The organism is Micromonospora sp. NPDC005413 (genome assembly GCF_040606435.1).
GTDB lineage: Bacteria > Actinomycetota > Actinomycetes > Mycobacteriales > Micromonosporaceae > Micromonospora.
The window spans coordinates 94838-108027 of the sequence record NZ_JBEXEV010000009.1; the positions used below are offsets into that span (position 1 = coordinate 94838).

18 protein-coding genes are annotated in these 13190 nt (G+C 71.8%); 9 read left to right on the top strand and 9 right to left on the bottom strand.

What is annotated here, in order from left to right; translation table 11 throughout:
- Positions 1 to 46: 46 nt before the first annotated feature.
- Genes ABZS37_RS13345 through ABZS37_RS13360 form a run of 4 tightly spaced genes read right to left on the bottom strand, consistent with a single transcriptional unit; the run spans position 47 to position 3488 of the window.
- Positions 47 to 1291, bottom strand: a complete 1245-nt coding sequence (locus ABZS37_RS13345) for a metallophosphoesterase (RefSeq protein ID WP_355168576.1) — start codon at positions 1289 to 1291, stop codon at positions 47 to 49.
- Positions 1292 to 1304: 13 nt separating this feature from the next.
- Complete coding sequence (locus tag ABZS37_RS13350) at positions 1305 to 1553, bottom strand: MoaD/ThiS family protein (RefSeq protein ID WP_355168747.1); 249 nt, start codon at positions 1551 to 1553, stop codon at positions 1305 to 1307.
- A 10-nt stretch (positions 1554 to 1563) separates the two neighbouring features.
- Positions 1564 to 2577, bottom strand: a complete 1014-nt coding sequence (moaA, locus tag ABZS37_RS13355; protein ID WP_355168578.1) for a GTP 3',8-cyclase MoaA — start codon at positions 2575 to 2577, stop codon at positions 1564 to 1566.
- Positions 2574 to 3488 (bottom strand): fructosamine kinase family protein, encoded by a 915-nt coding sequence (locus ABZS37_RS13360; protein ID WP_355168580.1) that lies wholly within the window; start codon positions 3486 to 3488, stop codon positions 2574 to 2576. Before ABZS37_RS13360 ends, moaA begins: the two co-directional genes overlap by 4 nt.
- Before the next feature lie 163 nt (positions 3489 to 3651).
- Between ABZS37_RS13360 and ABZS37_RS13365 the strand changes: the two genes are divergently transcribed.
- Genes ABZS37_RS13365 through ABZS37_RS13375 form a run of 3 tightly spaced genes read left to right on the top strand, consistent with a single transcriptional unit; the run spans position 3652 to position 5425 of the window.
- The gene (locus ABZS37_RS13365; protein ID WP_355168582.1) at positions 3652 to 4698 is read left to right on the top strand and encodes a DUF4192 domain-containing protein; all 1047 of its coding nucleotides are present in this window, start codon (positions 3652 to 3654) and stop codon (positions 4696 to 4698) included.
- 8 nt (positions 4699 to 4706) lie between these two features.
- The gene (locus tag ABZS37_RS13370) at positions 4707 to 5108 is read left to right on the top strand and encodes a type II toxin-antitoxin system RelE/ParE family toxin (protein ID WP_355168584.1); all 402 of its coding nucleotides are present in this window, start codon (positions 4707 to 4709) and stop codon (positions 5106 to 5108) included.
- Positions 5108 to 5425, top strand: coding sequence for a helix-turn-helix transcriptional regulator (locus ABZS37_RS13375; protein WP_354993039.1), 318 nt, complete (start codon positions 5108 to 5110; stop codon positions 5423 to 5425). The genes ABZS37_RS13370 and ABZS37_RS13375 overlap by 1 nt, the downstream gene beginning before the upstream one ends.
- Positions 5426 to 5450: 25 nt before the next feature.
- On the opposite strand, the gene ABZS37_RS13380 is transcribed toward ABZS37_RS13375, so the two are convergent.
- Positions 5451 to 5654, bottom strand: a complete 204-nt coding sequence (locus tag ABZS37_RS13380) for a DUF397 domain-containing protein (RefSeq protein WP_355168586.1) — start codon at positions 5652 to 5654, stop codon at positions 5451 to 5453.
- Positions 5642 to 6391: a DUF5753 domain-containing protein gene (locus ABZS37_RS13385; protein ID WP_355168588.1), complete on the bottom strand. Its 750-nt coding sequence runs from the start codon at positions 6389 to 6391 to the stop codon at positions 5642 to 5644. The genes ABZS37_RS13380 and ABZS37_RS13385 overlap by 13 nt, the downstream gene beginning before the upstream one ends.
- Positions 6392 to 6645: 254 nt before the next feature.
- On the opposite strand from ABZS37_RS13385, the gene ABZS37_RS13390 reads away from it, so the two are divergent.
- Together ABZS37_RS13390 and ABZS37_RS13395 are read left to right on the top strand one after the other, a co-directional pair.
- Positions 6646 to 6915, top strand: a complete 270-nt coding sequence (locus tag ABZS37_RS13390) for a flavin reductase (protein ID WP_355168590.1) — start codon at positions 6646 to 6648, stop codon at positions 6913 to 6915.
- A 124-nt stretch (positions 6916 to 7039) separates the two neighbouring features.
- The gene (locus ABZS37_RS13395; RefSeq protein ID WP_355168592.1) at positions 7040 to 7753 is read left to right on the top strand and encodes a GAP family protein; all 714 of its coding nucleotides are present in this window, start codon (positions 7040 to 7042) and stop codon (positions 7751 to 7753) included.
- Here the strand turns inward: ABZS37_RS13395 and fdhD are convergent.
- Entirely contained in the window at positions 7743 to 8597 is an 855-nt protein-coding gene (gene fdhD / locus ABZS37_RS13400) for a formate dehydrogenase accessory sulfurtransferase FdhD (RefSeq protein WP_355168594.1), read from the bottom strand. The two genes, ABZS37_RS13395 and fdhD, sit on opposite strands and share 11 nt — an antisense overlap.
- A 102-nt stretch (positions 8598 to 8699) precedes the next feature.
- Between fdhD and ABZS37_RS13405 the strand changes: the two genes are divergently transcribed.
- The 3 genes from ABZS37_RS13405 to ABZS37_RS13415 all read left to right on the top strand — a co-directional run bounded on the left by ABZS37_RS13405 (position 8700) and on the right by ABZS37_RS13415 (position 10769).
- The gene (locus ABZS37_RS13405) at positions 8700 to 9317 is read left to right on the top strand and encodes an NTP transferase domain-containing protein (RefSeq protein ID WP_355168596.1); all 618 of its coding nucleotides are present in this window, start codon (positions 8700 to 8702) and stop codon (positions 9315 to 9317) included.
- Positions 9314 to 9580, top strand: coding sequence for a DUF6457 domain-containing protein (locus ABZS37_RS13410; RefSeq protein WP_355168598.1), 267 nt, complete (start codon positions 9314 to 9316; stop codon positions 9578 to 9580). The genes ABZS37_RS13405 and ABZS37_RS13410 overlap by 4 nt, the downstream gene beginning before the upstream one ends.
- A gap of 82 nt (positions 9581 to 9662) precedes the next feature.
- A complete protein-coding gene (locus tag ABZS37_RS13415) occupies positions 9663 to 10769 on the top strand; it encodes a hypothetical protein (RefSeq protein ID WP_355168600.1) in 1107 nt (368 codons plus the stop codon).
- Here the strand turns inward: ABZS37_RS13415 and ABZS37_RS13420 are convergent.
- A complete protein-coding gene (locus ABZS37_RS13420; RefSeq protein ID WP_355168602.1) occupies positions 10766 to 11722 on the bottom strand; it encodes a zinc-binding dehydrogenase in 957 nt (318 codons plus the stop codon). The genes ABZS37_RS13415 and ABZS37_RS13420 overlap by 4 nt on opposite strands.
- Positions 11723 to 11802: 80 nt before the next feature.
- Positions 11803 to 12261, bottom strand: coding sequence for an Lrp/AsnC family transcriptional regulator (locus ABZS37_RS13425; RefSeq protein ID WP_074315467.1), 459 nt, complete (start codon positions 12259 to 12261; stop codon positions 11803 to 11805).
- A gap of 59 nt (positions 12262 to 12320) precedes the next feature.
- Between ABZS37_RS13425 and ddaH the strand changes: the two genes are divergently transcribed.
- The gene (gene ddaH, locus ABZS37_RS13430; RefSeq protein ID WP_355168606.1) at positions 12321 to 13154 is read left to right on the top strand and encodes a dimethylargininase; all 834 of its coding nucleotides are present in this window, start codon (positions 12321 to 12323) and stop codon (positions 13152 to 13154) included.
- Positions 13155 to 13190: the final 36 nt, after the last annotated feature.

The following is a 13190-nucleotide window of genomic DNA, read 5'->3' on the forward strand; positions in this document are numbered from 1 at the left end:
GCCCGCCGCGACGGCCGCCTGCCGCCACGCGCGGACGTGACGTCCGCTATGCCGAGCGCAGCTCGACCAGAGTGATCTGCGGTTTGGCGCCGACCCGGACCGGCGGACCCCAGAAGCCGGCGCCGTTGGTCACGTAGACCTTGGTGCCGTCGACCTCGCCGAGCCCGCTGACCACCGGCTGTTCGAGTCGGACGGCAAGATTGAACGGCACCATCTGCCCGCCGTGGGTGTGCCCCGACAGTTGCAGGTCGACGCCGTACGTGGCCGCCTCCACCGCCGCCAACGGCTGGTGCGCGAGCAGGATCACCGGCCGGCTCGTGTCACGGTCACCGAGCGCGGCGGCGAAGTCCGGCCCGGCAGCGAGGCCGGTGCCCGTGCCGGACAGGTCGTTCACGCCGGCCAGGTCGAGCACGCCGCCCCGGGCCTGGATCTCCTGCCGCTTGTTCTGCAGCACCCGCAGGCCGAGCCGGTCCACCTCCTGGACCCACTCCTCCACCCCCGAGTAGTACTCGTGGTTGCCGGTGACGAAGAAGCTGCCGTACCGGGAGCGCAGGTCGCGCAGCGGAGCGGCAGCCGAGCCCAACTCGGCGACCGAGCCGTCGACCAGGTCACCGACGACCGCCACCAGGTCCGCGTCGAGCCGGTTGATCGCGGCGACGATCCGCTCGGTGTGCGCCCGGCCACGCAGCGGGCCGAGGTGGATGTCGGAGACGGTCGCGATGCGCAGGCCGTCCATGCTGCGGGGGAGCTTCGCGAGCGGGATCCGCACCCGGTCCAGTTGGGGTGGGCCGAGCGCGGTGCGTACGCCGTACCCCGTGATGCCGGTGGCGGTGAGGCCGGCGAAGATGGCCGCCCCACGGGCCAGCAGCAGCCGGCGGGCCGGGTCGTGGTCCGGTGCCGCGACGGCGCCGGCGGCCGGCGGCTCGGTCGGCCCGGCGGCACCGACCAACACCGGCTCGGGCGCGGCGGCGGTCGGCTCCGCGGCAACCACCCGGCGGCGCAGCACCAGCCGGGTGACCAGCATCGGCACTTCCAGCACGACCAGCACGACCAACAGGTAGAACATCAGCGCGAGCCACAGGTAGCCCGGCCAGGCGAGCCAGTAGAGCCCGGCCTGCGTCCCGGCGAGGGTGACCGGCACGAGCACCGCCAACACCACGGCGGCGATCCCGCCGACCCGCCGCCAACGGCCCGGAGTGGTGGTGTCCCGAACGAGCCGCTTCCACAGGTAGAGGTGGATGAGACCGGTGACCAGTGCCAGGACAGCCACGAACCCCAGAACCGCCAACATGTGTACGCCTCCCTCAGCCGCCCGCGAACGGGGGCAGGACATCGATCGTGGCCCCGGCCGGCAGGGGTGCCTGACGATCATGACAGGTGACGCCGTCCACCAGAAAACTCGCGACCCGAAGCACGGAGGCGAGTCGATCGCCGTGTCGCTGGGTCAGCTCGGCGCTGAGGTCGTCGAGCGACCGGCCTGCGGGCACGACCTCCTCGGTGCGCCCGGCGGCGGCGCGGGCACCCGCGAAGTAGCGGACGGTCAACGGCGTCATGTCCACGCCCTCAACCTCCGATCGCGGACATCGGCCGGGTCGGCTGGAGGAAGGTGGGGTCGTCGATGCCGTGCCCGGCGCGCTTGCCCCACATCGCGGTACGCCAGCGCCGCGCCAACTCGTCGTCGTCCGCGCCGGTGCGAAGGGCGGCGCGCAGGTCGGACTCCTCGGTCGCGAAGAGGCAGGCGCGGACCTGGCCGTCTGCGGTCAGCCGGGTGCGGTCGCAGTCCCCGCAGAACGGGCGGGTGACGCTGGCGATCACACCGACCCGGGCGGGGCCGCCGTCGACCAGCCAGGTCTCCGCCGGTGCCGCGCCGCGCTCGGCCGGGTCGGGGCTGAGGTCGAAGGCGGTACGCAGGGAGGTCAGGATCTCCTCGGCGGTGACCATCGTGTCGCGGTTCCAGCCGTGCTGGGCGTCCAACGGCATCTGCTCGATGATCCGCAGCTGGTAGTCGTGGTCGACGGCGAAGCGGAGCAGGGCCGGCGCCTCGTCCTCGTTGACTCCGCGCATCAGCACAGAATTGATCTTCACCGGGCTGAGCCCGGCGGCGGCCGCCCCGGCGAGCCCGGCCAGCACCGCGTCCAGGCGGGGACGACGGGTGAGTTGGGTGAACCGGGCCGGGTCGAGAGTGTCCAGAGAGACGTTCACCCGGTCCAGGCCGGCCGACCTCAGCGCCGGGGCCAGCCGGTCCAGGCCGATGCCGTTGGTGGTCAGCGAGACCCGGGGGCGGGGCTTCAACGCGGCGACCGTGGTCACGATGTCGACCAGCCCGGACCGGATCAGCGGCTCACCGCCGGTGAACCGCACCTCGGTCACACCGAGCCGCTCGACGGCCACCCGGACCAGCCGGACGATCTCCTCGTCGGTCAGCAACTCGGGGCCGGCCAGCCAGGGCAGCCCTTCCGCCGGCATGCAGTAGGTGCAGCGCAGGTTGCACTTGTCGGTGAGGGACACGCGCAGGTCCCGGGCGACGCGGTCGTACCGGTCGACGAGGACGCCGTCGGTCCCCGGGGCGACGCTCATCTGTCGACCGTAGCGCGCTCGGCCCGGCCCAGGACGGCACCGGCGGTCTGGACGACCGCATCTCGGTAGCTGCCGCCGAACAGCGTGGTGTGGACGAGCAGCAGATGCAGTTGATGAAGTGGCACCCGCTCGCGCCAGCCGGCCGGCAGCGGCCAGCTCTCCCGATAGGCGGCCAGCGCCCGGTCCAGGTGTGGGATGCCGCCGAAGAGAGCGAGCTGAGCGAGATCAGTTTCCCGGTGCCCGCCGTGCGCTGCCGGGTCGACCAGCCAGGCCCGGTCGTCGGCGCCCCACAGCACGTTGCCCGGCCACAGATCGCCGTGGATGCGCGCGGGCGACTCGTCGCCGCCGAGCCCGCCAACTCGACCGATCACCTGCTCGACCAGCCTGGCGTCGGCGCTGCTCAGCGCACCGCCGTCGACCGAGCGCGCCAGGTAGGGGGCGAGGCGTCGTTCGGCGAACCACGTCGACCACGGCCCGTCGGTGGGGGTGTTGTCCTGTGGGAGCGCCCCGATGAAACCGGGCCAGGTCGCACCGAAGGCGGGTGAGCCCGCCCGGTGCAGGTCGGCCAACTCCCGGCCGAAGCGTTCCGCGGCCTCAGGCGTCGGCTCGCCGGGCTCCACCCAGTCGAGCGCCAGCAGGTCTGGCAACGCCACGATCACCTCGGGTACGGCGACCGCGCCGGCCTCCCGCAGCCAGCGCAACCCGGCCGCCTCGGCGGAGAAGAAGCCCTCCGGCACCGGTCGGCTGGCCCCTTCGGGCCAGGACTTGGCGAAGACGGAGTGACCGTCGTCCAGGGTCAGCCGGGCCGCGGCGCAGATGTTCCCACCGGCGACCGGCGTCTCCCGGAGCCGCTGGTGGGTCCGAAACGTCGGCAGGTGTGCCGGGTGTGCGCGCAGGTACGCCAGGTCCATCAGCGCACGGTAACCGCTCCCCACGACACATCGGTGCCACCCGAACACATCGAGCCATGCTTGATCCGCGATGACCAGGCAAAACACTCTGAGTAACTGTGGATAAGCCGCGTGTCATCCACAGGGGCGGCGGGGTCGGGCACACCCGCCGCAGGCTTCCGGCATGACCTCGACCGATCGCCCTCAGCTCGCCGTCCGCTCACCCGCCGACCTGATCGCCGCTGTGCCGTACCTGCTCGGTTTTCATCCCACCGACAGCGTGGTCGCCGTGGCGTTGCTCGGCCGGCAGATCATCTTCGCCGCCCGTGCCGACCTGCCCGACCCGTCGACTGATCCGGTCGAGCGGGCCCGGCACCTGGCCGGCGTGATCCGCCGGCAGGGCGCGGAGGCCGCCACCGTCGTGGGTTACGGGCCGCCCGACCGGGTGACCCCGAGCGTGGATGCCGTACGCGCCGCTCTGACCGGTGCCGGCTTGGAGGTGCTCGACGCGCTGCGGGTGACCGACGGCCGATGGTGGTCCTATCTCTGCACCGAGCCGGACTGCTGCCCGCCCGAGGGCCGGCGCTACGACCCGGCGGCCAACCAGGTGAGCGCGTCGGCCGTCTTCGCCGGCCAGGTGGCTCTCCCCGACCGGGCCGCTCTCGTGGCGCAGGTGTCGCCGGTGGAAGGGCCCTCCCGGGACGCACTGCACGCGGCAGCCGTCCGGGCCGAGGGGCGGCTGGTCGACCTGATCGAGCACGCGCCCTCCAGCGACCTGCTCGGCGGCCGGGCGGTGCGCTCCGCCGGGGTGGCGGCGGTCCGCGAGGCGCAGCGCCGTCAGCGGCGCGGTGAACGGCTTGACGACGACGAGGTGGCCTGGCTGTGCCTGCTGCTCACCCACCTGCCGGTTCGTGACCACGCCTGGGAGTGCACCGACGGTCGTGACCGGGACATCGCCCTCTGGACCGACGTGCTGCGCCGGGCCGAGCCGGAGTTGACCGCCGCGCCGGGTGCGTTGCTGGCGTTCGCTGCCTGGCGCGCGGGGCAGGGGGCGCTGGCGGCGGTGGCGCTGGAGCGCACGCTGAGCCTGCACCCCGACTACTCGCTCGCCGTGCTGCTGGACGATCTGCTCCGGCGGGGCGTGCCCCCGTCCGAGCTGGATGGCTGGCCGTCGGTCGGGATGCCTGGAGTGGTCCGCCCCCGCAAACGGAGCCGACGTGGCCGACGCTGACAAGCCTGTTGCCAGCCGCCGCCCGGCCGCCGCTGACTCCCCCGCAGCCGTATCGCAAATTTGCTATAGTCGCCACGGCCCCTGGCCAGGCCTCTATCACCCCGAGGCCCCTGACCGAGCTACAAGCCATACCGGCAATCGAACAGGCGGCAATCGGCCACGCTGTCGAAAAGCTGGAATGCCTGGGTCTCAACCTTGGCTACCCGCACTCAAGCAATATCCGAACCGCCGACAACCTGCGTGAACTTCGCCCCCGTGGAGGGCGCAGCTGGTGGCGCGTCTTCTACGCGCGGGTTGGTGAGGCGTTCGTGGTCGGTGCCATCGGCCCAGTAAACAGCGTCAGTCAGCGAGACTTCAAACGAGCCGTCACAGTCGCAGAGCGAAGGATCAAGGACGTGGAGGGGGAGTGATGGAAATTTCCGACCTCAAGACCTCGCAGCAGGTCGTCAGGGAGCGTGGCCGTGAGGACCCGGTGTTCCGCGCAGAGTGGGATCGGACAGCCTTCGCCCGGGAGGTCGCTCTCCGTATCGTGCAGTACCGCACCGATAACGAACTGACCCAGACCGCGCTCGCCCGCAAGGTGGGCATGACCCAGTCGGTCATCGCGCGACTGGAGTCCGGCGATCAGCCGCCGTCGATCGCGACGCTCGTCAAACTTTCCAGAGGCACCGGCATGGAGTTCGACGTAAAGATCTCCCAGGGTGCCGTCGAGATCGTAGCGGCGTGACCCGAGATGATCGACAGGGCATGCCCTAGCCGACGGGGCCGATCTCCCTCGCAAGCCTGACGAAGCCCGCCCAGGCCGCCGGCCCGAAGGTCAGCGTGCCGCCGGCCCGGTCCTTGGTGTCGCGAACGAGCACGACACCCGGCAGATTGTCGGCGACCTCCACGCAGTTGCCACCGTTCGAGCTGCTGCGGGTGCTCTTGCGCCAACGGGCGCCGGTCAGGTCATCCATGCTCGCGCTCTCATCAGGTTGATGGTCAGGTCTCGCGGTAGCGCCAACGACCTCACGCTATCCCAGACCGCCCACAGCGGAGCAACGTCATTACTGAGGCGCCCCGCCGCCTGGTCGTCGAGATACCCGACGTCGCCGCCGTCGGGTGTGCTGGCGATGACGAACGGCCCGGCCTGGCCGGGGTGGAAGCCAGCCGTCAGGGGGAGCACGTGCACCATGATGGCCGGCCGCTCGGCGAGCACCATCAGGTGGTCGAGCTGGTCGGCCATGATGTCGGGCCGTCCCCGGCGCAGCGCGGCCTCGTCGATCACGAAGACGCTCAACGGCGGGCGAGGCCGATCGAAGACGGCGGCTTGTCGGCGAAGGCGGGTCTCCACGTGCGCCTCAAGGTCGTCGTCGGCCCAGAGCCCGCTGCTCAACACGGCTCGGGCGTACGCCTCGGTCTGCAGGAGGCCGGGGATGACGGCTGACTCGTAGTACCGGAGGCCCACGGCCTCGCGCTCGATGTCCGTCCATGGCCGGAACCACGCCGGCTCTCGCCGCTTGAACAGGTCGGGCCAGAGGTCGCCCTCGTCGCGGCGGAGGATCTCCGCGACCTTCGACCGGTGGCGAGTCTGCGGAATTCGTCCCGGGTTCGCCCACTTGGCCGCCGTCTTCGGATCCACCCCGATCTGAGCGGCGAGGCTGTCCGCTGTCAGGCCGGATGCTGACATGGCTTCAGCGACTGCGCGGTTCATCCGGAACCCCTCCCGTACGTCCGAAACGTCCACAGGAGATATTGCTACGCAGTGTATTCGGATCGCAACCCTTGGAAGTGTGCCTCTTGAGACGGCGCGGCCGGCAGGGACCACCCGAGACCCGGCGGTCGCGTTCGTGCCGGGGCCGCCCCGTGAGCGAGCACTCAGGGGGCGGCCCCCTCCCAACGACGAGGGGACTCCATGCAGGGCAAGCCGAAGCCCACGAACCCGCCACTGACAGTGCGGGCTGGCCGATGACCGACAACGCGGATCATCCCCTGCTCAAGCCGACGTGGCGTTGCCGCACCTGTGGGATCGCCTGGCCCTGCTCGGTCGCGAAACTGCGCCTGCTCGGTCAGTACCGCGGTCGCCCCGTCGAGCTGGTCGAGCACCTGAAGACGCTACAAGCCGAGGCGACCGAGCACCTCACCGAGCTGTACGGCGGCACGCCGCCGGATGGCCTGACCGAGCGTTTCGTCGGCTGGGTCCAGGCTCGACAGCCGCCGAATCCGAACCGGCGCTGATCGGGCGGTTCCCCGACGAGGGCATCCGCCGAACGATGTACCCGTTTCTCCTGTTCACGACTGACGCATCGGAGCCGCCGTCCCCGAACAATCATCAGGTGCCCCTATCCAGTGAATGCCCGACATGAGTGTCGGACTGCTGCTGTCGCTCGCCGGCCTGGCCCTGATCGACAGCACCAGCATCGGCACCCTCTTCATCCCGGTCTGGTTGTTGCTCGCACCCGGGACGGTCAACGCCCGGCGGATCCTCGTCTACCTCGGCACCATCACCGTCTTCTACTTCGCCGTCGGGTTGCTGCTCGCCGTGGGTGGCAGCCGGCTGGCCGACGTCCTCGGCGGGGCGATGGACAACCGGCCGGTGCTCTGGGCGCAACTCGCTCTCGGGGTCGGGCTGTTCGCGCTCAGCTTCCGGTACGACGGCAAACGACGCCCACGCGGCGGCGGTGTGCTGCGGTGGCGGGACCGGGTCACCGCCGGCGACTCCTCGACGCGATGGCTCGTGGGGCTGGCACTACTCGCCGCGCTCGCGGAGGTGGCGACGATGCTGCCGTACCTCGGTGCGGTCGGCCTGCTGACCACCTCCGGGGTCGGTGCGGCGGAGATGGCGGGGCTGCTCGCCGGCTACTGCCTGGTCATGGTGCTGCCGGCGGTGCTGCTGCTGGGGGCGCGGGTGGCGTGGCCGAGGCTGGTCGAGCCGGTGCTGGTCCGGCTCAACGCCTGGATCGCGCGGCACTCCGGCGGCATGCTCGGCTGGATCCTCGGCATCGCCGGTTTCCTGCTGGCCCGCGACGCCGTGATTCGGCTGGGGCTGTTGGACGAGCTGGTGGTCAGACTGTGACCCGTTGGGGATGCGCGTAGACGTTCATCGTGTTGCCGCGCAGGAAGCCGACCAGCGTCATCCCCGCCTCCTCGGCCAACTCGGCGGCGAGGGTGCTCGGGGCGGACACCGCCGCCAGCAGCGGCAACCCCGCCATCCACGCCTTCTGGGTCAGCTCGAAGCTGGCCCGGCCGGAGACCAGCAGCAGGTGCCCGGCCAGGGGCAGCCGGCGTTCCCGTACCGCCCAGCCGATCACCTTGTCCACGGCGTTGTGCCGGCCCACGTCCTCCCGGAGCACCACCAGCTCACCGTCGGAGGTGAACAGCCCCGCCGCGTGCAGTCCGCCGGTGCGATCGAAGCCGCGCTGGCCGGCGCGGAGCCGGTCGGGCAGTTCGGCGAGGAGTGCGGCCGGCACGCTGAGCGGGTCGGCCGAGACCGAAAACAGTGACCGGGTGCGGATCGCGTCGATGCTGGCCTTGCCGCAGACCCCGCAGGAACTGGTCGTGTAGAAGTTCCGGGACGGGTCGGTGGTTGGTTCCGGCACGCCAGGGGCGAGCACCACGTCCACCACGTTGTACGTGTTCGGAGTCTCCGCGCCAGCACAGAGTTGCGCGGTCAGCACGTCGTCGGTCGACCGGATCAGCCCTTCCGTCAACAGGAACCCGATGGCCAGGTCCAGGTCGTCGCCGGGGGTGCGCATGGTGACGGCGAGGGGCCGTCGCCGGCCGGGGCCGGCCGCGCCGACCCGGATCTCCAGCGGCTCCTCCACGGCGAGGGTGTCCGGCCGGCGGACGGACCCACGCCCGGTGGCAGCAGCGTCCAGGTCGATCCGGAGTACGCCCCGTCGATCAGTTGCCCGTCCCATTCCGCCATCCTCCACCCCGCGCCGGCACGCCCGCACGGCCACCGGGCATCGGGCACGCGGCAGCGAGCGCCGCCGGGGCGTTCACACGGTTACCGTGGCCGGGTGGGGACGTATGCCGCAGTGGTGCTCGCGGGTGGGGCCGCCCGACGGATGGGCGGGGTCGACAAACCCGCGCTCCCGGTCGGTGGCCGTCCGATGCGCGACCGTGTGCTGGACGCCGTCGCCGATGCCACGCCACGGGTGCTGGTCGGTCCGGCCGACGCCGTTCCGGAGGGCGTGCGGGTCACTCGGGAGGATCCGCCCGGCGGTGGGCCGGTCGCCGCGGCGGCTGCCGGGCTGGCGCTGCTGGATCCCGACACGGCCTTCGTCGCGCTGCTCGCGGCCGACCTGCCACTGCTCACCCGTTCTGCGATCGGCGAGTTGCTGAACGAGCTCGCACGGGAGGGGGACAGCGGCGAGCGGCGGCCCGACGGGGCCTGCTTCGTCGACGCGGACGGGCGACGGCAGTCGCTCTGCGGTGTCTGGCGGGTCGCCGCGCTGCGGGTGGGGCTCGACCGGCTGGCGGTCGAGCGGGGCGGCAGCCTGGCCGGGGCTCCGGTCCGGGCCCTGCTGGCCGGCCTCGTCGTGCGGGAGATGCCGTGGTCTGGCGAGGGCCCGCCGCCCTGGTTCGACTGCGACACTGACGAGGACGTACGCCGGGCGGAGGAGTGGGCGCGATGACGGTGATGGACGACTGGGTCACGGCGGTGTGTGCCGAGTTGGACCTCGACCCGGCCGGAGTGCCCGTGCCGACGGTGCTCGACCTGGCCCGCGACGTCGCTCACCAGGTGCTGCGGCCGGGTGCGCCGGTCACCGCGTACCTGCTCGGGCTGGCGGTGGGCCGTGGTGCCGACCCGGCGGACGCCGCGGCACGGCTCAGTGCGCTGGCGGCCACCTGGCCGGTCGAGCTGGGCGCCGACCCCGCCGACCCAACCGTTTCCTGACCACTGTTGTCCGATCCCGGTCTGGGCTGATTCGGCCCCCCGGGCGGCGTGGGTAGGGTGATCGTGACGGACGGAGGCGATCATGACGGCTGACCACCCCTCGGCGCCGCACGATGAGCTGCCCGGCGCTACGGCTGAGCCGGCGGAATCGATTTTGCTCGACGAGCCCAGCACGACCGACCTGCGGGCGAAGGTGACCGAGGCGTGGCAGGAGTTCGCCCGCGCGCTCGCCGTACGGCTGCGGGAGCTTCCTGTCGGCGCGCACCTCGAGGTGACCCTGGACCCCACCGCCTCCGGCACCGGGGACGCCGTCTACTCGATCAGCGTCGACGTGGACGGCGACGGCGTGTTGTCCGCCCGGGCGGTCGGCAACGCCGCCCTACCGGCGGGCTACCGGCTGGACCGCCGCGCGGTGGCGGACATGATCGCGCTTGGCTGGTCCCCGCCCGGGGTGGTCGCTGGCTCTGGCGGTTCCTTCGGGCTGGACGGTACGACGACCGAGTCGACCCGGATCGCGGCGCTGCTCTCTCGGACGCTGCGTGACGTCTACGGTGCCCCGCACCCGGCCTTCCTCGTCTACGTGGTGCACGACACCGAAGGCGAGCCGCTGGCCGTGGACCCGCTGGGCACCGCGCGCAGCGAGTTCGGTCCGGACGCCGACGTCGAGCACGACCTGGAGGAGGCGCTGGCCGAGGCGGCTGCCGCGCAGGTCGAGCGGGATGACGTGCTCGACCTGGCGGATCGGGTCCGGACGGTGGTGTCGACGATGCTGAAGTCCGACACCGACCGGTTGCAGATCGACTCGGACGGCGACATCAACATCCGCGCCGGCTCGGCGATGGTCTTCGTGCGGGTACGGGACAATCCCGCCCTGGTCGATGTCCTCTCCCCGGTGCTCACCGAGGTCGAGCCCACCGAGCGGCTCTACGTCAAGCTGTCCGAGCTGACCAACCGGATGCCGATCGGCCGCCTCTACTGCGCCGACGACACGGTCTGGGCGTCCATCCCGGTCTTCGGCCGCAACTTCCAGGCCACCCACCTGATGTTGGCCGTGCAGGTGATGACCGGTCTCGCCGACGAGTTGGACGACCGGTTGCACGGCGAGTTCGGCGGCAAGCGGTTCTTCGGCGAGGGCGACAAGCCGGTTCTGCGCGACGAGTCGCAGCACCGCACCGGCATGTACCTCTAGGAGACGTCCAGCAGGGTCTTGCCGACCGTCGCGCGCGCCTCGATGGCGGCGTGCGCGTCGGCGGCGCGTTCCAGCGGGAAGCGTTGGCCGATCAGCGGTCGCAGGCGTCCGTCCGCCGCGTCCGCCAACGCGCGAACGGTGTACGCCCGCATCCGCTCGGGTGGCGCGTCCGACCGGACGAGCGTGATCTGCCGGGCCGTGGCGTCCTCCGCCGACACCGGGGACCACTCGCCGCTGGCCAACCCGAAGCTGGCCATGCGGCCACCCGGGGTCAGCAGCTCGAACGCCGTCCGGGCGATCGACCCGCCGACGCCGTCGAACACCACGTCGACTCCACCCACCGCGTCCCGGATCCGCTCGGCCCAGCCCGGCACGCGGTAGTCCACCGCCAGTTCGGTGCCGAGGTCGGGCAGCAGGCCCACCTTGCGGGGCCCGCCGGCAGCGCCGATCACCCGCGCGCCGGCCGCCGCCGCGAGCTGCACGAGCAGGCCGCCCACGCCGCCCGCCGCGGCCTCCACCAGCACCCGGTCGCCGGGGCGGACGCCGACCGCCTCGACCAGCAGGGTGGCGGTACGTCCGTCGGCCAGCAGCGCCACCGCCGCGTCGAGCGCCAGCCCGGCCGGCACCTCGAAGGGCGCTGACGCGTCCACCACAACCTGTTCGGCGTACCCGCCGGAGCCGCCGGTGGCGCTGATGACCCGGCGTCCGATCAGCGCCGGGTCGACGTCCGGCCCGACGGCGGAGATCACCCCGCCGACACCGTTGCCGGGAATCAGCGGTGGGGTGACCCGGAACGGCCCGGGGCGACCGGCGCGCAGTTGGGTCTCGACGAACGTGATGTTGGCGTGCGCCACGTCGATCAGCACCTGGCCGGTGCCGGGTGTCGGGTCGGGTGCCGGGCCGGGAACCAGCACCTCGGGTCCACCGAACGCCCGTAGCCAGATCGCCCGCATGCGGTCCTCCTCGGTCACGGCGGGCGTCGTGCCCACACGTCACCGCCAGTCCACTGCCTCAACCGGGCTTGAGGTCAAGGTCAGCGGGTGGAGGGCCCGACGCCGGGAGACTCGACCAGCCGCGAGAGCACGATGGTGCTGCGGGTGGAGGTCACGAAGGACTCGGCACGCAGCCGCTCCAGCGCCGCCTCCAGGTGGGCGATGTCGGCGGCGCGCAGGTGCACCAACGCGTCCGCCTCCCCGGAGACGGTGTACGCGCCGACCACCTCCGGGTGCCGGCGGGCGGCCACGCCGATCTGCGCCGGGGTGGTCCGGCCGGCGCAGAACAGCTCTACGAACGCCTCGGTGGTCCAGCCGACGGCGGCCGGATCCACCACAGCCGTGAATCCCCTGATCACGCCGGTGGCGCGCAGCCGGTCGACCCGACGCTTGACCGCCGGGGCGGAGAGTGACACCCGAGTGCCGATGTCGGCGTACGACGCACGGGCGTCGGCGACGAGTAACGCAATGATCCGCTGGTCTACCGCGTCTATCTGCAACGTTCCGCCTCTGGGAAGCAACGGTTGTGGCTGTTACCAAAGTTCAACGGTACCTACTCTTGGTGACCGTGAACCAGCAGCGACTCCCGCGAAAGCGGACATATCTCATGTGCTCGCCCGAGCACTTCGCGGTCGAGTACGCGATCAACCCGTGGATGGACGTCACCACCCCGGTCGACCGGGACCTGGCCGTCAAGCAGTGGAACCAGCTGCGCGAGACGCTGGTCGGCCTGGGCCACGAGGTGCACCTGCTCACCCCCGAGCAGGGCCTGCCCGACATGGTCTACGCCGCCAACGGCGCCTTCATGGTCGACGGGAGCGTGTACGGCGCGCGGTTCAAGCACGAGCAGCGGGCCGCCGAGGCTGCCATCCACCACGCCTTCTACGAGTCGCAGGGCTGTCGGTTCATCGCACCGAGCGAGACCAACGAGGGCGAGGGCGACTTCGCGTACGTGCCGGAGGCGCACGGCGGGCTCATCCTGGCCGGGCACGGCTTCCGCACCGAGATCCCGGCGCACGCCGAGGCGCAGGAGGCGCTGGGCCGGCCAGTGGTGTCGCTGCGCCTGATCGACCCCCGCTTCTACCACCTGGACGTGGCGCTGGCGGCCATCGACGACTCGAACGTCGTCTACTTCCCGGGCGCGTTCTCCGCCGCCAGCCAACGGGTGCTCACGCAACTCTTCCCGGACGCGGTTATCGCCGACGACGAGGACGCCCTGGCCTTCGGGCTCAACCTGGTCAGCGACGGCGCGAACGTGGTGCTCAACAGCGAGGCCGCCCGGCTGGCCGGCAAGCTCAAGGCCGTCGGCTACACCCCGGTCCCCGTCGAACTGGCCGAGCTGAAGAAGGCCGGCGGCAGTGTGAAGTGCTGCATCGCCGAACTGCGGCACTGAGCCGAACTCCGCCGCGTACGCCAGGGGCCGGCCTCC